Annotated in this window: 14 protein-coding genes; 8 read left to right on the forward strand and 6 right to left on the reverse strand. The window is 61.0% G+C overall.

What is annotated here, in order from left to right; genetic code table 11:
• Nucleotides 1-82 precede the first annotated feature (82 nt).
• From IPM20_04140 to IPM20_04150, 3 genes are all read left to right on the forward strand, one after another.
• A complete protein-coding gene (locus IPM20_04140; protein MBK9130820.1) occupies nucleotides 83-2,170 on the forward strand; it encodes a TonB-dependent receptor in 2,088 nt (695 codons plus the stop codon).
• A 90-nt stretch (nucleotides 2,171-2,260) separates the two neighbouring features.
• A complete protein-coding gene (locus IPM20_04145; GenBank protein MBK9130821.1) occupies nucleotides 2,261-3,244 on the forward strand; it encodes an ABC transporter substrate-binding protein in 984 nt (327 codons plus the stop codon).
• 15 nt (nucleotides 3,245-3,259) lie between these two features.
• On the forward strand, nucleotides 3,260-7,768 hold the full coding sequence (locus IPM20_04150; protein MBK9130822.1) for an EAL domain-containing protein: 4,509 nt from the start codon (nucleotides 3,260-3,262) through the stop codon (nucleotides 7,766-7,768).
• Nucleotides 7,769-7,772: 4 nt separating this feature from the next.
• Here the strand turns inward: IPM20_04150 and IPM20_04155 are convergent, their stop codons facing one another.
• On the reverse strand, nucleotides 7,773-8,216 hold the full coding sequence (locus IPM20_04155; protein MBK9130823.1) for an NUDIX domain-containing protein: 444 nt from the start codon (nucleotides 8,214-8,216) through the stop codon (nucleotides 7,773-7,775).
• Between the two features lie 208 nt (nucleotides 8,217-8,424).
• Between IPM20_04155 and IPM20_04160 the strand changes: the two genes are divergently transcribed.
• Genes IPM20_04160 through trxA form a run of 3 tightly spaced genes read left to right on the forward strand, consistent with a single transcriptional unit; the run spans nucleotide 8,425 to nucleotide 11,272 of the window.
• Nucleotides 8,425-9,012, forward strand: coding sequence for an isochorismatase family protein (locus IPM20_04160; GenBank protein ID MBK9130824.1), 588 nt, complete (start codon nucleotides 8,425-8,427; stop codon nucleotides 9,010-9,012).
• 15 nt (nucleotides 9,013-9,027) lie between these two features.
• Nucleotides 9,028-10,368 carry a nicotinate phosphoribosyltransferase gene (locus IPM20_04165; protein MBK9130825.1) on the forward strand — a complete coding sequence of 447 codons (1,341 nt, stop codon included), beginning with the start codon at nucleotides 9,028-9,030 and terminating at the stop codon, nucleotides 10,366-10,368.
• A 40-nt stretch (nucleotides 10,369-10,408) separates the two neighbouring features.
• Nucleotides 10,409-11,272, forward strand: coding sequence for a thioredoxin (trxA, locus tag IPM20_04170; GenBank protein ID MBK9130826.1), 864 nt, complete (start codon nucleotides 10,409-10,411; stop codon nucleotides 11,270-11,272).
• 9 nt (nucleotides 11,273-11,281) lie between these two features.
• Here the strand turns inward: trxA and IPM20_04175 are convergent, their stop codons facing one another.
• Together IPM20_04175 and IPM20_04180 are read right to left on the reverse strand one after the other, a co-directional pair.
• Nucleotides 11,282-11,833 carry a DUF3014 domain-containing protein gene (locus tag IPM20_04175; protein ID MBK9130827.1) on the reverse strand — a complete coding sequence of 184 codons (552 nt, stop codon included), beginning with the start codon at nucleotides 11,831-11,833 and terminating at the stop codon, nucleotides 11,282-11,284.
• 375 nt (nucleotides 11,834-12,208) lie between these two features.
• Nucleotides 12,209-12,757 carry an O-acetyl-ADP-ribose deacetylase gene (locus tag IPM20_04180; GenBank protein ID MBK9130828.1) on the reverse strand — a complete coding sequence of 183 codons (549 nt, stop codon included), beginning with the start codon at nucleotides 12,755-12,757 and terminating at the stop codon, nucleotides 12,209-12,211.
• A gap of 216 nt (nucleotides 12,758-12,973) precedes the next feature.
• Here IPM20_04180 and IPM20_04185 point away from each other — a divergent pair, with 216 nt between their 5' ends.
• The gene (locus tag IPM20_04185; protein MBK9130829.1) at nucleotides 12,974-13,687 is read left to right on the forward strand and encodes a VWA domain-containing protein; all 714 of its coding nucleotides are present in this window, start codon (nucleotides 12,974-12,976) and stop codon (nucleotides 13,685-13,687) included.
• 5 nt (nucleotides 13,688-13,692) lie between these two features.
• Nucleotides 13,693-14,463, forward strand: coding sequence for a DnaJ domain-containing protein (locus tag IPM20_04190; GenBank protein ID MBK9130830.1), 771 nt, complete (start codon nucleotides 13,693-13,695; stop codon nucleotides 14,461-14,463).
• 173 nt (nucleotides 14,464-14,636) lie between these two features.
• Here IPM20_04190 and IPM20_04195 read toward each other — a convergent pair whose 3' ends face one another.
• The 3 genes from IPM20_04195 to IPM20_04205 all read right to left on the reverse strand — a co-directional run bounded on the left by IPM20_04195 (nucleotide 14,637) and on the right by IPM20_04205 (nucleotide 17,136).
• Nucleotides 14,637-15,998: a GHKL domain-containing protein gene (locus tag IPM20_04195; protein MBK9130831.1), complete on the reverse strand. Its 1,362-nt coding sequence runs from the start codon at nucleotides 15,996-15,998 to the stop codon at nucleotides 14,637-14,639.
• Nucleotides 15,995-16,678: a response regulator transcription factor gene (locus IPM20_04200; protein ID MBK9130832.1), complete on the reverse strand. Its 684-nt coding sequence runs from the start codon at nucleotides 16,676-16,678 to the stop codon at nucleotides 15,995-15,997. The genes IPM20_04195 and IPM20_04200 overlap by 4 nt, the downstream gene beginning before the upstream one ends.
• A gap of 110 nt (nucleotides 16,679-16,788) precedes the next feature.
• The gene (locus tag IPM20_04205; protein MBK9130833.1) at nucleotides 16,789-17,136 is read right to left on the reverse strand and encodes a c-type cytochrome; all 348 of its coding nucleotides are present in this window, start codon (nucleotides 17,134-17,136) and stop codon (nucleotides 16,789-16,791) included.
• Between the last annotated feature and the right edge of the window lie 9 nt (nucleotides 17,137-17,145).

The following is a 17,145-nucleotide window of genomic DNA, read 5'->3' on the forward strand; positions in this document are numbered from 1 at the left end:
CTGACGTTGTACTTAAGTATTAATAAAACCTGTCGTTAATACTACCAACCCTATAGTTGGTGTCACGACGAGGTGGCAGATCATGGCAAGGAAAGCAGCGCTTTTACTTATTATTTTATTTATTAATCAGAGCGTTATCGCTTCCCAACCATCGGAAGAAGAAGCGCTCTCACGCGCTTTTGGTGATGAAGACTTCATCAGCATTGCAACCGGCTCACGACAGTTGATCTCCTTAGCTCCGGCCGTTGCATCTGTCATCACCGCTGAGGATATAAAAGCGATTGGCGCAACCGACCTCGACCAAGTACTCGAAAGCGTACCTGGACTACACGTCTCGAATGCACCTCGGGCATACAGTCCGTTGTACACAATTCGCGGTATATATTCCGAGAGCAATCCGCAGGTACTTGTTCTGATCAACGATATACCGATCACTAACGTCTATGTAGGTGACCGCAGCCAGATCTGGGGGGGCATGCCTGTCAACAACATCGCGCGTATCGAAATAATACGAGGTCCTGGCTCCGCAATATACGGCGCCGACGCCTTTGCAGGCACAATCAATATCATTACCAAGACTGCCTCGGATATTAATGGAACGGAATTTGGAGGAAGAACCGGTTCTTTTAATTCACAGGAAGGCTGGATGTTGCATGGAGGGCGATGGAACGATTTTGATGTTGCCTTCTCATTGGAAATCTCAAAAACTGACGGACAAGATCAGATTATTGATGTTGACGCTCAAACCGCACTGGACGGACTCTTCAGCACGAATGCCTCTCTGGCGCCAGGACCAGTAAATCTGCAACGAAAAACCATTGATACAAGAATGGATATCTCGCGGGGAGCGTGGCGATTCCGCGCCGGCTATCAAGGAAGAATCGATATTGGCACTGGAGCCGGTGTTGCCCAGGCCCTGGATCCTGAAGGAACTAATGACAGCAGACGCATCAATGCAGACCTTACTCATGACGCCCAGATTGGAGATAACTGGGAAATCACAAGTCAGCTAAGTTTTTTTGATACCAGCGCCGAATCGAATCTCATTCTTTACCCAGCCGGCGCATTCGGAGGAGCGTTTCCTGACGGTGTGATCGGAAACCCATATGTTTACGAGCGCCATACAAGGCTAGGAATTTCTGCTTTCTACCATGGTATCAAGAACCATAATATTCGCCTGGGCACAGGTGCAATTCACAATGACATGTATAAAACAGAGGAATCAAAAAACTTTGCCCCTAACGGAGCCCCGCTGGGAAGCGTCGTAGACGTCAGTGATGACCCGAGTCTTGTATTTATCGAGCCACATGATCGCAGAATTTCATACGCATTTCTCCAGGATGAGTGGCAACTTGCGTCTGACTGGAACTTCACTGGCGGCGTGCGTTATGACCATTACTCAGATTTTGGTGGAACCACTAATCCCAGGCTGGCGCTTGTATGGCAGACACGATACAACCTGACCACGAAGCTCCTCTATGGTCGAGCATTCCGCGCCCCGGCCTTCAATGAACTCTATAACATCAACAACCCGGTGGCACTGGGAAATCCGGACCTCCAACCGGAAAAGATCGATACCTATGAAATCGCCTTCGATTATCAGCATTCGGATTCGCTTCATACCAAGCTGAATCTGTTCCGCTACCGAATGACCGACATCATACGCTTCGTTCCCGATCCTGCCCCGGCGACAACCGTAACTGCGCAGAACACCGGAGAGCGCCAGGGTAATGGCCTGGAGTTGGAAGCATCGTACAGTGTCAGCCCATCGCTGGATGTCATTGGTAATTATGCTTACCAGCATTCAACCGAGGAAGACACCGACAGCGCTGTCGCGAATGCGCCACAGCATCAGGTCTACGTCCGCAGCGACTGGGATATAACCTCAGACTGGAAGGCAAGCGGACAAATCAACTGGGTGGCGGATCGTGAACGAGACAGTACTGACTCTCGTCAGCCAGTCGATGATTACACCACAGTCGACCTCACGCTGCGTTATCAATCCGGACACAAACCCTGGGCGCTTGCGCTGTCAGCCCATAATGTCTTCGACGCAGATGCTCGCGAACCCAGTCCGGCCCCTGGATCAATTCCCGATGATTTGCCTCTCGCGGGACGCACAGTCTATCTGGAGGCGACGTATTTTCTTGACGGCGCACCTGACAATTAACGGTTTAGGGCTTCAAACGACAGGGCATACAAGAAAATGTCTATGGGGGACCTTATGTCCCCCCATACTCCAGATACCCAAGCAATACTCATGACCGATATTAGAAGCAATGACAAAAATATCGGGCGGTTTTCTATTGTTACCGCCCTTTTCTGTTTCGTATTACTGCTCATATCATCAAATCGTGCGACAGCCGAAGCGGAAGTTGCAGTCCTCTATCCCGAGATCCGTGAACCCTTCCGAAGCGTGTTCATGAATATCATCAAGGGTATCGACGACGCACTGGACGATAACGTCGATACCCGGGCGCTGAAGGACTCTGACACCCCCGCGGATATCCTGGCCTGGGCCAGGGAACGGGGCCTGAAATCCATCATCACGCTCGGGAATCATGGCTTTTCCATGAGCTCAGAACTGTCCCGCGAGATGCCGGTCGTCATCGGCGCGGTGAACATGTCATCCGACCTACTTGGAAAATCCTATTATGGAATCTCGCTGAATCCGGATTCCGCCTCCCTGTTCCAGCGCCTCAAGGCGCTCGCCCCGAAGGTAACGCGCATCATTGTCGTATATCAGCGCCAGCAAGACAGCTGGATGATCGAACAGGCGACGAAGGCGGCACAGATACTCGGTATCGAGCTGCAGGCAGTGGCTGTAGAAAACCTCCAGGAAGCCGCTAATAAGTATCGGGAAATACTGAATAATCAGCATAGCGATACCGATGCGCTGTGGCTTCCCCAGGACAGCGCGGTACTGGACGAACAGGCGATATTGCCAATGATCCTGAAGGAAGCCTGGGACAGGCGCTTGATTGTCTTCTCCAGCAACCCGGCCTTCGTCAAGAGAGGCGTTCTGTTCGCCCTCTACCCGGATAACTACAACATGGGACGCAGTCTGGGCGCCATGGCGAGCAGGCTGCAGGCCGCGGAACATCGGGGAGAGCCCAGCGCCCGGCATATCGAGCCTTTGCGCGACCTGCTGATCGCCTTCAATGTCCGTACCGCCGCGCATCTCGATATCAGATACACCCGCGATGATCTGAACGACTTTGACCTCGTGTTTCCCTCACGCTGAAGACTCGGTATGGGCATGACTTCGGAAAAATCAGCAAAACGCCTGGGATTCCGCCAGCAGCTGACGATCACCTTCGGCATCGGCATCCTGCTGACCTCACTCGTTTCGTCTATCGCGATATCGATGCTGTCGAGTCGCGCGGTCTATGACCGCCTGGTCATGGAAGGCTATCAGTCCGTCGAAACCCTGGCCTCGCAGAGCACACTCGCCCTGCTCTACCACAGCGAGGAAAACGGCCGTGATTATGCCGAGGCCCTCCTCACCTCTCCTGACGTGCTCGGCGTGGCGATATTCGACTTGAATCACTCCCCCCTGCTGGCGATCGGCGATGCGACCCAGGTATTGAAGGAGCAGGATCTCATCCCGGCAAAGACGGTACTGGCACGGGAAACCGATTCGGCCTGGTATTTTCTTTCCCCCGTCTACACCTCGCCGGTATCCTCGCAGGCGGATGAGTCGCCGTTTACGGTCAATCCCGCCAGCCCCGAGCTGCTGGGCTATGCCCAGCTCGTACTGGGAAAGAATACCCTGCATACGCTCGCAGGCGGCATCCTCAAGACCAATTTCCTGGTCTCCCTGGCGCTCGCCGTTACCCTGCTGATCGTCCTGCTCTTCGTGACCCGCCGGGTGACGCAACCGATCAAGAAACTCGCGGACTCCATGTACCAGGCGACTTCGGGTGAAAAGGACGTGCGCGCAACGCTCGAGGGTCCCAAGGACGTCGTCCTGATGCAGGACGCCTTCAACAAGATGATGCAGGTACTCGAGGCTCGGGAAGTTGAGCTCAAGAGTGCGCGTGATGCGGCACTGGAATCGGCGCGCATCAAGGGCGAATTCGCGGCCACCGTGAGTCATGAACTGAGAACTCCGCTCAATGGCGTGCTCGGCATGCTTGAACTCCTTCAGGGCATGGGCCTGAATCCAAAGCAGGCGGATTATGTCGAGGTTGCCAAGAACTCCGGCGATACCCTGTTGACGCTTATCAACGATATTCTCGATTTCTCTCGCAATGACTCCGGAAATCTGCTCTTTCACAAGGAAACGTTTTCCTTGCGCAAGATGCTCGATGAAATCATCGGTCTGGTCGGAAGTCAGGCGCGCCGCAAGGGCCTGGATATCGGATTTTCAATTCAAAGCGAGCTCCCCGCGAACGTTTCCGGTGATATCAACCGGCTTCAGCAGGTATTGATAAATCTCATCGGCAACGCGATCAAATTCACCGAAACGGGCGAGATATCGGTACTTGTCAGCCACCATGAACGATCCGCTTCCTCCGGGGACCGGATGCTGCGGTTCGAGGTGCGGGATACCGGCATTGGGATTCCGGAAGAGGCCCGGAAGAAAATCTTCGAGCCGTTCAGACAGGCCGACGCCTCAACCACGCGCAAGCACGGCGGCACCGGGCTCGGGCTGGCGATCTGCAAACAGATCATAGACCTCATGGGCGGGCAGATCGGGATCAGTGACAATCCCGCGGGGGGAAGCATCTTCTGGTTCACGGTACCGGTCGAAAACCTGAATGAAGGCGCCGCAACGGTGGAAGATGATTCCGGGCTGGCCGGACTGCGCATCCTCATCGCGGATGACAGTGAAATCGTCCGCCAGATGGTCGGCCAGTGGTGCAAGACCTGGAAGGTCGAATGCCTGTTCGCGGAAACCGTCCAGGAATCGATCAATCTCGTTACGAGCAGCCACTCGCACGGAAAGCCCCTCGACTTCGTACTGCTGGATTACGGCCTGCATGGAATCGCCGACGCCTCCTATTCCGACTTGCCGGCGAAGTTTCCCGTCTTCATGCAGAGCCGTCTTGTCCTGATGATGAATAGCACGGCGTCGCATCCAAATCTGGACGATGTGTCGCACAGCCACTATATCGACAAGCCACTGCGCTTCGATCTCCTCTACAAATTCTTGATGAGCAATCTGGATCTGGCGCCAAAATCAGGGATCGCGCAGGCGGACAACGGACTTAGTGTCGACGGGGCAAAAGTCCTGGTCGTCGAAGACAATCGCGCCAATCAAATCGTCGTCGCCGGAATGCTCGAGCGACTGAACATAAAACCCACGCTGGTATACGGCGGCATGGAAGCCATGCAAAGGCTGCGAAACCAGAGTTTCGACATCATACTGATGGATTGCAACATGCCGGGCATGGATGGCTACGAAACGACGACTCGCGTCCGTGCGCACGAATCCGGAAAAAACCGCACTCCGATCATCGCCATGACAGCGAATACCCTCGAAGGAGACATAGAAAAATGCCTGTCCGCCGGCATGGACGATTATGTCTCGAAACCGCTTAAACTCGGAGTATTGAAGGAAATGCTCGCGAAATGGCTCAAGCCCGGCCAGCAACGTGATGCCGCTACAGCTCCGGCTACAAGACCGAGACCGTCGACCGCATGGGAGCCGAAGAACCTGGAAGAGTCACTGGATCAGGAATTCTTCTCCGAATTGCGCGAAACCATCGGGGGAGCCTTCATCAACATGATCAACGTCTTCCTCGAAGACATGCCGATTTATATGGATGAACTGGGCTCCGCCATCAACGAAGGCAGGACCGACCAGGTCGGCAATATCGCCCATACGGTCAAGGGCAGTTCATCCAACATCGGCGCGAATAAATTAGCCGATCTGTGCCGGCGCATCGAAGCCGCCAACAACACGGGGGACTTCAATCTCGTGAGGGAGCTGTTCGCCTCCGCAACGGCGGAGGCGAAGGCGCTGAAGGCCCTGTTGAAGAACGAGCTGACGGGACAGCCGGCGGGCAACTCGGGCAAAAAGCTGCACAATTCCTTCATCCTGGTGGTGGACGACGACCGTTCGACCCGTTTTGCCTTCCGCAACATCCTCGAGGAAGAAGGATACAACGTCATCGAGGCGGAGGATGGCGCCAAGGCAATCGAGCTGTGCAAGTATCGGGTTCCGGATCTGATCCTGATGGACGCAAAAATGCCGGTCATGGACGGCTTCACCGCCTGCCAGCACATACGCCAGATTCCGGAAAGCGCCCATACACCGATTCTGATCATCACGGGCCTTGATGACGAGGATTCCATTGAGAGGGCATTTTCCGTCGGCGCGACCGATTATATTTCAAAACCCGTGAATTTCTCCGTGATGCGGCGCCGCATCGCCCACCTGATGCATGCCAGCCGCGCGGAACGCCACATGCGCCACCTGGCCTTCAGCGATACCCTCACCGGATTGCCGAACCGGGCCCGCTTCACCAATCATCTGAACAATCTGCTCGAGGCGCGCCGCGATAACAACACCCCCTTGGCGATCATGTTCATCGATGTCGACCGCTTCAAGCTGATCAACGACACCCTGGGGCACGACGCCGGCGATATGCTGCTCAAGATCGTGGCGGAACGCATTCATAACTGCGTGCGTGATGACGACCTGGTCGCGCGTCTCGGCGGCGACGAATTCACCGTCGTGCTGGACAACGTCGGCGACCGTGACGTTCTCGAAACAATCGCACGCAAGATCTGCCATTCCTTCTCCAAGCCGGTTGCCTTCCTGAACCAGGAGATTTTCGTTTCGGTCAGCATCGGAATCTCGATGTTCCCCGGCGACGCCACCGATATCGCCACGCTGATGAAGCACGCCGACACCGCGATGTTCCATGCCAAACGTCTCAGGAACGATTACAAATTCTTCGAGCCCAACATGGAGGCCGGCGCCTCGGAACGGCTCGAGCTGGAACATGGACTGCGCGTCGCGCTGGAACGCAATGAACTGGTGGTGCATTTCCAGCCACAGGAAGACCTCAAAACCGGCCGGATCGTCGGCGCCGAGGCGCTGGTACGCTGGATACACCCCGAGCGCGGCCTGATCTCGCCACTGGAGTTCATCCCGCTCGCCGAGGAGACCGGTCTCATCAACCCGATCGGAGAGCTGGTCCTGCGCGAATCCTGCCGTCAGCTGCGCAGCTGGATCGACCGCGGCTATGGGCCGCTGCGGATCGCCATCAACATCTCCGCGCGCCAGCTGGAGAAGAACGAGATCATCGATGTCATCGCCGATATCCTCGAAACCACGGGAATCCCGCCCGAGTGCCTGGAACTCGAAATAACCGAAAGCGTGATCATGAATCACGCCGAGGAAATGATGCAGATCTTCCGCAGGCTGAAGGAGATGAACCTGTTACTCGCGATCGACGATTTCGGCACCGGCTATTCTTCACTGGCCTATCTGAAACGTTTCCCGATCGATATCCTCAAGATCGACCGCTCATTCGTCAAGGACATTCCGATTAATGCGGAAGACGTGGCGATCGTGACCGGCGTGATCGCCATGGCGAAGGGCCTCGACCTCAAGGTCGTCGCGGAAGGCGTCGAGAATGCCGAACAAAAGGCCTTCCTGCAGCAGCAGCAGTGCGACTACATGCAGGGTTATTATCTGAGCAAACCGCTGTCGGCCGATGAATTCGAGAACAAATTCCTGATGCCAGCGTATCTGGACAAGATCGGCAATGGCGAAAACATCGCCGTCCTGAAACCGAAGAAGTCCCCCTGAGCGGTCAGCGCGCGCGTCCGGCGGAATATCCGCGCATGACCGTTTCGTGCGCCCACTCCATCACGGGATGCAAGCGATCCTTGATCAGCGGGATGATGTCTCCGCAGGCCAGCCAGCGGAACTCGTCATGCTCCGGATGCCCGAGCTCCGGGCTGACCGGAAGATGGACATCGCCGCGCGGAGATTCGGCGAGATAATAGCGCGCGATCTTTCCCCGGCCGTAGGGCGGCGTTTCACGGTAGGCATTCCCCCAGGGAAAGAGCAGGCTCGTCAGCGTCGTCTCCTCCTCGATCTCGCGTATGGCGGCCTCGAGCGGCTCTTCACCTTCCTCGACGATCCCCTTGGGAAAATCCCAGTAATCGTACGCCCGCAGGAGCAGATATCGCGGACCCTGCGGCCCCATACGCACGATCACGGCTCCGGCGGAAAGTGTGTAAGGTGCGCTCATGGTGATGGAGGCTTGCCGCAAGGGTCAGCAGAACCGCAGTATACCCGACTCGCCCGCGCGCCCACCATCGCGTGACGCATCCATTTCAGCGCGGGCTTGAGGCACGGCGACGATTTGCTATCATCGGTGGTATCCTGCGCACCTGCAGGGACCCCGATTGCATCGATTCTCAGCGCGAACTGCTACGAGCAGGATGGCGACAGGAAAAATGAACCCCGCTCCAACCACGGGCGACGCCCTGATCGTCGTCGACGTGCAGAAGGATTTCCTGCCCGGAGGCCGACTCGCGGTTCCGCACGGTGACGAGGTCATACCCGTGCTCAACCGTTACATTTCCCTGTTCCAGGGACGCGGCCTGCCCGTGTTCCTGACACGCGACTGGCACCCGCCGGAACACTGCTCATTCCAGTCCCGGGGAGGCCCCTGGCCGTCTCACTGCGTCGCCGCCACCGCCGGCGCGGAATTCGCCTCGACCCTCGATATCCCCACCGGCACACCGGTGATCTCCAAAGGCACCGAACGGGGGAAGGATGCCTACTCCGGCTTCGAAGGCACCGACCTCGATCGCAGACTCGAGAAACTGGGCGTGAGCCGGGTATTTGTCGGGGGCCTCGCCACGGACTACTGCGTGCTGAATACCGTCAGGGATGCGCTCGCCGGCGGCCTGCGCGTCGTGCTGCTGCGCGACGCCTGCCGCGCGGTCAATGTACAGGCCCGGGACGGTGTCCGCGCCGAGCGCGAAATGGAGCGGCTCGGCGCGTTGCCGGCGGAATTCGCCGTGGTCAGCGCGCATTGACGATACCCGTCCGCGATGAATCCCGCCTCCAGCCCGTTGCTGACCGACCTGTACCAGCTCACCATGCTGCAGGGGTATTTCGACCGTGGCATGGAAGACACCGCCGTGTTCGAACTGTTCGTGCGCCGCCTGCCCCCGGCGCGCGGGTTTCTTCTCGCGGCCGGACTCGAACAGGCGCTGGATTTTCTCGAACATCTGCATTTCACCCCCGCCGAGCTGGATTGGCTGGAGCAAAGCGGCCGCTTCAATACGAATCTCATCGACCGCCTCGGCTCCCTGCGCTTCACGGGTGAGGTGCATGCGCTGCCCGAAGGCACGGTGTTCTTCGCCAATGAGCCCGTCCTGCGCATCACCGCACCGCTGCCGGAGGCCCAGCTGATCGAGAGCCGCCTGATGAACATCCTGCACTTTCAGACCCTGATCGCGAGCAAGGCCGCGCGCTGCGTGCTGACGGCCCCGGGCAAGCTGCTGGTGGATTTCGGCATGCGCCGGGCCCACGGGGCCGAGGCCGGGATGTTCGCCGCCCGGGCCTCCTATATCGCCGGTTTCAGCGGCAGCTCGACGGTCCTGGCGGATGCGGTCTACGGGATCCCGAACTTCGGGACCATGGCCCATTCCTATATCCAGGCCCATGACGACGAGGCCGTCGCGTTCGAACACTTCGCCCTGTCCCAGCGCGAGAACGCCGTGTTCCTGATTGACACCTATGACACCGAGGCGGCGGCGCAAACGGTGGTACGCATCGCGCCCCGCCTCCGCGAACAGGGCATCGTCATCAAATCGGTGCGCCTCGACAGCGGCGATCTGCTCGACCACAGCCGGCGCGTGCGCGCGATCCTCGACGCGGGCGGCCTGAACACCACCGGCATCTTCTGCAGCGGCGGCCTTGATGAAACGGAGCTGCAGCGGTTGCTGGGCGCCGGCGCCCCGATCGACGGTTTCGGCATCGGCACCCATCTGGACACCTCCTCCGATGCGCCCTATCTCGACTGCGCCTACAAGCTGCAGGAGTATGGCGGCATCGCCCGCCGCAAGCGCTCGGAAGGCAAGGCCACCTGGCCGGGACGCAAGCAGGTGTATCGTCGCCATGATGACGAGGACCGACCGGCCGGGGATATCCTGACCCTCGAGAGCGACCCGCAGGACGGCGAACCCCTGCTCATGCAGTACATGAAAGACGGGCGCCGGATCGCCGCGGCGGAACCGCTCGATCGGATCCGGCGGCGGGCACGGGATCAGCTTGCCTCGCTGCCCCCACCGCTCGCCCGCCTGGATCCGGCGTATGAATATCCGGTCGCCGTCTCAGCCGCCTTGCGCGCGCTCGCGGCCACCGTTGATCAAAAAAATCAATATTAAAAATATTAAGTTATATTAACTATCTGAAACATTACTTCCCATGACCGAAGCGATCCACAGCATTGAAGTAAACCTGCAGAACTTCCCGGAGCAGGTCCTGGCGGCTTCCCGCACCGTCCCGGTGCTGGTCGATTTCTGGGCCGCCTGGTGCGCGCCCTGCCGGAGCCTGATGCCGGTACTGCAACAGCTCGCCGGGGAATATCAGGGCAAGTTCCTGCTCGCCAAGGTCAACAGCGACGAACAGCAGGAACTCGCCGCGCGGTATGGCGTACGCAGCCTGCCCACGGTGTTGGTGATCCGACACGGCGAGGTCGTCGACAGCTTCGTCGGCGCGCAGCCGGAAGGGACGATCCGCCGGCTCATCGAACGTCATATCGAGCGCCCTTCGGATCGACTGCGCGCGGAGGCACGGGACTGCCTGGCCTCCGGCGATACTGTCCGGGCGCGGGAACTGCTGGAAACCGCACGTCGCGCGGATCCGGACAATGCGGGTATCCCACTGGATCTGGCCCGCCTCGCATTGCGGGAAAATGACGGCGCATCCGCCCAGGCACTGCTCGATGCACTGCCGCTGGACGCGCGACAGGCGGTGGAGACGCAGCCGCTGCTCGCCCATGCGCGCCTGTTACGGGAACTGGACGGCGCGCCCGATGCGCATACGCTCGAGCAACGCCGCGCGCAGGACGCGGACGACCTCGAGACGCGTTACCTGCTCGCGCTGCGACGGCTGTTGGAGGATGCGCCGGAGCGGGGCATGGAGGATTTGCTCGAGATCCTGCGCCGCGACCGGAAATTCCGCGACGACGGGGCGCGCAAGGCCCTGCTCGCCGCCTTCGATCTCTTTGCCGATCAGCCGGAGCTGGTCAACCGTTTCCGGCGCGGACTGGCAAGCGCGCTGCACTGAAACCGGGAGTCAACGCATCAGCTCCTTGCGCAGCTGCGTGAGCTTGCCCTTCACGACGGTTGCGTTGCCGGGGCCCATCCGCAGCAGGAGCTTCTGCCCCGCGGACAAGGCCTCGAGATCCGGATCCGCGTAGCGGTACAACATCCCCGGCTGGACCAGCGCGATGGGCCCCGATACCTCGGGCGTGGCCAGCAGATTGTCGATCGCGAGCATCAGACGGTCGTTGAAATAGGCCTTGGGATAGCCCAGTTCGCGATAAGCGTTCTGGAACAGCGGGTAGAGGTGCACATAGGCATCGACGACGCGGCCCGCATCGAGACCGTCCAACAGCGCGGCATAGCGGTCGTAACGCTTATAGGTTTCCGGATCGATGAAGAGCTCCTCACCGCTCTTCGTCACCGCGAACCTGCCCTCCGGCTGCTTCAAGGGCAACCGATTCTGCGGGATGTTGCGCGCCGGAATGTTCTCCACGGCGATCACGATGCGGCGAATCACCTCCTGGGGCACCACCAGCGCAACCAGGTCGGGGCGGGCGATCAGCAATTCGGCCAGCTTGAGCATCACGGCGTCACTGGCGTCCAGCGCGGGCAGCGGGTCGGGCAGCAGCGCGGCCAGGGGATCCACCGGCGCGGACTCCGGCAGGGGATTGCGCACCAGGGTATCCGGCGCCTCCTGCGGCGCCTCCTCCACCGTCGCCACCGGCTCAGGGGCGGACGGCTGCCTGTCCCGGGATTGCAGATAGAGATATCCCCCCGCCAGGATCACGATCAGGGCGACGATTCCCGGCACGATGCCGCGCCCGCGCCGCCGCGCCGGTGCCTCCTCGGTGTCTGCCGTCTCTGGGGTCGGGTCCTCGTTCATCCTGAGCGCTCCTGCATTAATGATTCGATGAGGGATTGATCGCGGGCGCCCTCTCCACCGCCGCGGTCGACAGGGTCAACCGGAAGCGATCGCCTTCCGGTAGGCATCATAAATCTCCTGGCCGTAGCAGACCAGATAAACCTTGGCGAGGACCGAGTCGCTGGCGAGGAATTCGCGCACCTCGCGCACCGCGATGCGTGCCGCCTGGTCGATCGGATAGGCATAGATGCCACAGCTGATGGCGGGAAAGGCGATGGTCCTGATGCCTTGCCGCGCGGCGAGGTCCAGGGAATTGCGGTAACAGGCGGCGAGCAGTTCCGCCTCGCCATGACCGCCACCCCGCCACACCGGACCGACCGTATGGATCACATGTCCGGCCGGCAGACGGTATCCGCGCGTGATCTTCGCCTGCCCGGTCTCGCACCCGCCGAGCGTCTCGCATTCGCGCAGCAGGTCCGGGCCCGCGGCCCGATGAATGGCGCCGTCCACTCCGCCGCCGCCGAGCAGGGTCTCATTGGCCGCGTTGACGATGGCGTCCACCCGCAGGCGCGTGATGTCGCCCTCAAGGACTTCGATACGATCGTCAGGCCCGGAATCCAGATCGAATTCGTCGGGGGATGGCATTTCCTTGGTCGCTCCCTGTCTCGCTGCGCAGCCGGTATTGTACCCTGAACCGCGCAAGCTTTCCGCGCCGGTCTTGCGCTAGAATAGGGGCCATCCCGGTCGTTGACAATAGCGGACACAGGCGCGTGCAGATCAAGACAGAGGTTCCATCTCCGGCTCGTCCCCATCCCTGTCACCGATACTGATGCAAGCCACGCCCCGCGCAGCGTCCCGCTTATGAGCCAAGACGACAAACCGCCGAGCAGACAAAGCCGACGCAGCGAGGTCGACGGCTTCCTGCGCGAGCTTGCTGTTACGCCCAGGGCGGCCACACCCGGTCGCCGCGGCCGCCTGCTTTTCGCCATGGATGCCACCGCCAGCCGCGAACCCACCTGGGACCAGGCCTGCCACATCCAGGCACGGATGTTCAGCGATACCGCCGCCCTCGGAGGACTGGACATCCAGTTGTGCTATTTCCGCGGCTTCGAGGAATTCCGTTGCCACCCATGGACAGGCGACCCGGAGCAACTGCTGGGAAGCATGACATCGGTATATTGCCAGGCCGGCCATACCCAGATTGAAAAAGTCTTGCGGCATGCCGAAGACGAGAACCGCGGCGGCCGGATCGATGCCCTCGTCTATGTCGGCGATTGCGTGGAAGAAGATCCCGAACCCCTGTGGCGGCGCGCCGGCGAGCTTGGCCTGCGCGGATTGCCGGTATTCCTGTTCCACGAGGGCGGCGATCCCGCCGCCGGCCGCGTGTTTCGCGAGATCGCGCGCCTGAGCCACGGCGCCTACTGTCCCTTTGACGCCTCCAGTCCCCGGCAACTGCGTGACCTGCTGAGCGCGGTTGCGGTCTATGCCGCGGGCGGCCAGCGCGCGCTGGCCGATTACAGCCGCGGCGCCGGCGCGATCGTGCACCACCTCGCCCGCCAGATCGGAAAGGACTGAACCCGATGCTGTTGAAACTGCTCGCCGCCGCGGCGTTCCTGTTCCTGATACTCTTCGCAATCCGCTGGTTCTCCCGCACCCCGCCGCAGAATATCAGCCGCCTGCTGCGCCGTCTTCCGTTCTATCTGGGTGCCGCCCTGTTCCTCTTCCTCGCCGTACGGGGTCACCTCCACTGGCTGTTCGCCGCGATCGGCGCCTTGCTGGCCTTCCTGCCGCGACTGGTCCCGCTGCTGCAATACGTGCCGCTGCTGCGACGCCTCTATCAGCGCTATCAGACCGGACAGAACACCGGGGCGGGCGCGCGCGCGGGCGGGGCCTCCCGTGTCGAAAGCCGTTACGTGCGCATGGAGCTCGATCACGCCAGCGGCGCAATCGACGGCGTGATCCTGGCGGGCACGTTCACGGGCATGCGCCTGAGCGAACTCTCGCTGGCGCAGGCGATCGGATTATGGCGGGAATGCCGGGTCCAGGACGAAGACTCCGCCCGCCTGATTGAGGCTTATCTGGACCGCGAGCATGGCGCAGACTGGCGCGCGCAGGCCGGCACGGAATCCTCCGGCGGCGGCCCGACTCCCGGCGGCGCCATGACGCGCGGTGAGGCTTACGAGATCCTCGGCCTGGAATCCGGCGCGAGCGACCAGGAGATCATTACCGCCCACCGCCGCCTGATGCAGAAGTTCCATCCCGACCGCGGCGGTTCGGACTACCTCGCCGCGCGCATCAATCAGGCGAAGGATGTACTGCTGGGAAACAAGAGTTCGAGGACTAAGGACTGAGTGAAAGAATAAAACATGTAGCCCGGATGGAGGCGCGGAGCGCCGGAATCCGGGAGAGTAAAAACATTCCCGGATTCCGCTGCGCTTCATCCGGGCTACAATTTCGATTACTAATCACCCATCACGCCTTGATCTTTCACTCAGTCCTTAGTCCTTAGTCCCCGGTGCTTCTTTTACAGAGTTGCAATGATCTCTGCTCCGCCCAGTTCCCTGCCCCGCCCCAACGTTACCGTGCCACCATAGACGCGCACGATGTCACGCACGACGGCCAGACCGATGCCATGGCCCTCGCGGCCGATGTCCGCCCGTGCGCCGCGTTCGAACAGGCGCTCGCCCATGGCCTCGGGCACCCCGGGACCGTCGTCCTCGATGCGGAGCTCGATAGCGGGCGCGCCGTTTTCATCCGCGGCCACCGGGCTGACGCTCAGCCTCACCTCACGCCGGCACCATTTATAGGCATTGTCGAGCAGGTTGCCCAGGATCTCCATCAGATCGCCCTCGTCCCCGCTGAAACGGAGCTCGGGACCGAGCACGACGCTGCAACGCACCTGCTTGTCGCGATAGGCCTTGTCGAGCGCGTCCACCACCTTGCGCGCGACGGGGGCGACCGGTACGGCGGCCTCCATCACGCGACGGCCCGAGGTCGAGGCGCGGCGCAACTGATAATCCACGATCTCCGCCATGCGATCGACCTGTGTTTGCACCGCGGTGTCCAGCGTCTCCGGCATGGCATTGCCCTCGGCGGCCCCACGCAGCACGGCGAGCGGCGTCTTCAGGCTGTGGGCCAGGTCGTCGAGCGCATGGCGATAGCGCTCGCGCCGCTCCCGCTCCCCGCGCACCAGCGAATTGAGATTGGTCGTCAACGGCGACAGTTCGCGCGGATAATCCTCGTCGAGCTGCTGTTTCCTGCCGTCCTCGATGGCGACGAGATCCTGGGCCACGCGCCGCAGCGGCGCCAGCCCCCAGCGCAGCACCGCGCCCTGCACCGCGAGCAGCACGATGGCGACGACCCCGAGTCCTCCCCACAAGGTGCGACGGAAACTGCGGATCTGCGCATTGAAATCGGTGAGATCCTCGGCGACGTTGACCGTATAGACCTGCTCGCGCGGCGTCGCGCCGCTCCAGGCGACGCCGGTGCTGAAACCCAGCAGATCGTTGCCGTCCGGCAGGGTCATAGGGGTAAAGGCGCGCTGGGTACGTTCGAATCCGGACGGGAACGGCGGGTCGACGGAGAAACTCGAGGGCGAACGCCACAGGTAACGCGCGTCGTTGCGCACGATGCGCGCATAGATGCGTGAATCCAGCCGGAAGAAACGTTCATCGGCGATGGTCGGATGCGCCAATTGCACCGCACCCTTCTCGTCGAGCTCCGCCGCGGCGATCAGCGAATAGGCATAGGACTGCAGGCGCTCCTGCAGCGTCTCCTGCGCCGTCCGGAAATACAGTCCGTCGAGCACCAGGCCGGTGACGCCGAAGAACGCGGCGAGCACGATGCTTGCGGCCAGGAGCAGGCGGAGATTGAGTGACAGCGTCACGCGGAATCCGGTTTCAGGGCGAACCGGTAACCCTGGCCGCGTACGGTGTCGATCGGATGATAACGCTCGGCCGGATCGAGCTTGCGACGCAAGCGCCCGATGAAGACCTCAATGACGTTGCTGTCACGGTCGGAGTCCTGGTCATAGAGATGCTCGCTGAGCTCGGTCTTGGAAAGCACCTCGCCCGGGCGCAGCATGAGCTGTTCCAGAACGCGGTATTCGAAGGTCGTAAGCTCGACCGGCTCGCCCTCCACCGCGACCGTCTTGGCCGCGGTGTCGAGCCGGATCGGGCCGCACTCCAGCACGGGCCGGGTCCAGCCGGCGCTGCGTCGAATCAGGGCCTTCAGCCGCGCCAGCAGCTCCTCGACGTGGAACGGCTTGACCAGATAATCGTCGGCGCCGGCATCCAGGCCCTCGACCTTGTCCTGCCAGCGGCCGCGCGCGGTCAGGATCAGGATCGGAAACCGCCGCTGCTCCGAACGCAGGCGGCGGATCAGTTCCATGCCGGTGAGCTTCGGCAGGCCGAGGTCCACCACCGCCACATCGAAGGGATATTCACGCCCGAGATAGAGTCCCTCCTCCCCGTCCGCCGCGGCATCCACCGCCCAGCCGTCCTCGTGCAGGCGATCACTGAGCTGCCGGCGCAGATCCGCCTCGTCCTCAACGAGCAGTACCCTCATGCCATCGATCACCATCCGAACAGTACCCGGTGACGATAACATAAAGGTCCGGCCGCCTGACAGGCGGCCGGCGCCGCGTCCCGGGACACGGCGCCGGGCCTGCATACCGCTTACAGCGACAACACGAAGTCGACCAGCGCGGCGATGTTGTCATCCGATACGCGCGGGCTGTAGGGAGGCATCGGCACGCCGCCAGTCACCTCGGTCCAGTTGCCCTTGCCGCCGGCCTTGACCTTGGCGATCAGCGCGTCACGGGCACCCGCATTGCCCTTGTAGCGCGCGGCGACATCCTGCCAGGCCGGGCCAACCACCTTTTTCTCGATGCTGTGGCAGGCGAGGCAGCCGCTCTGTTGCGCCAGCGCCAGCCCCTCGTCCTTGCCCATCGCCGCCGAGGCCTGGACGGAGACGACGGTCGCCGCCGCCGCGGCCAGGCTCAGGATCAGATGTCGTACATTCATGGTATGCCT

This window comes from Gammaproteobacteria bacterium (assembly GCA_016716465.1).
In the GTDB taxonomy this organism is placed as follows: Bacteria; Pseudomonadota; Gammaproteobacteria; order SZUA-140; family SZUA-140; genus JADJWH01.

Coding starts and splice junctions, on each gene's coding strand:
- IPM20_04175 (MBK9130827.1), bottom strand. CDS start 11,833: ATGCTCAAGCTGGCCGAATTGCTGATCGCCCGCCCCGACCTGGTTGCG.
- IPM20_04200 (MBK9130832.1), bottom strand. CDS start 16,678: ATGAGGGTACTGCTCGTTGAGGACGAGGCGGATCTGCGCCGGCAGCTC.
- IPM20_04180 (MBK9130828.1), bottom strand. CDS start 12,757: ATGCCATCCCCCGACGAATTCGATCTGGATTCCGGGCCTGACGATCGT.
- IPM20_04140 (MBK9130820.1), top strand. CDS start 83: ATGGCAAGGAAAGCAGCGCTTTTACTTATTATTTTATTTATTAATCAG.
- IPM20_04205 (MBK9130833.1), bottom strand. CDS start 17,136: ATGAATGTACGACATCTGATCCTGAGCCTGGCCGCGGCGGCGGCGACC.
- IPM20_04145 (MBK9130821.1), top strand. CDS start 2,261: ATGACCGATATTAGAAGCAATGACAAAAATATCGGGCGGTTTTCTATT.
- IPM20_04185 (MBK9130829.1), top strand. CDS start 12,974: ATGAGCCAAGACGACAAACCGCCGAGCAGACAAAGCCGACGCAGCGAG.
- IPM20_04150 (MBK9130822.1), top strand. CDS start 3,260: ATGACTTCGGAAAAATCAGCAAAACGCCTGGGATTCCGCCAGCAGCTG.
- IPM20_04190 (MBK9130830.1), top strand. CDS start 13,693: ATGCTGTTGAAACTGCTCGCCGCCGCGGCGTTCCTGTTCCTGATACTC.
- IPM20_04165 (MBK9130825.1), top strand. CDS start 9,028: ATGAATCCCGCCTCCAGCCCGTTGCTGACCGACCTGTACCAGCTCACC.
- trxA (MBK9130826.1), top strand. CDS start 10,409: ATGACCGAAGCGATCCACAGCATTGAAGTAAACCTGCAGAACTTCCCG.
- IPM20_04155 (MBK9130823.1), bottom strand. CDS start 8,216: ATGAGCGCACCTTACACACTTTCCGCCGGAGCCGTGATCGTGCGTATG.
- IPM20_04160 (MBK9130824.1), top strand. CDS start 8,425: ATGAACCCCGCTCCAACCACGGGCGACGCCCTGATCGTCGTCGACGTG.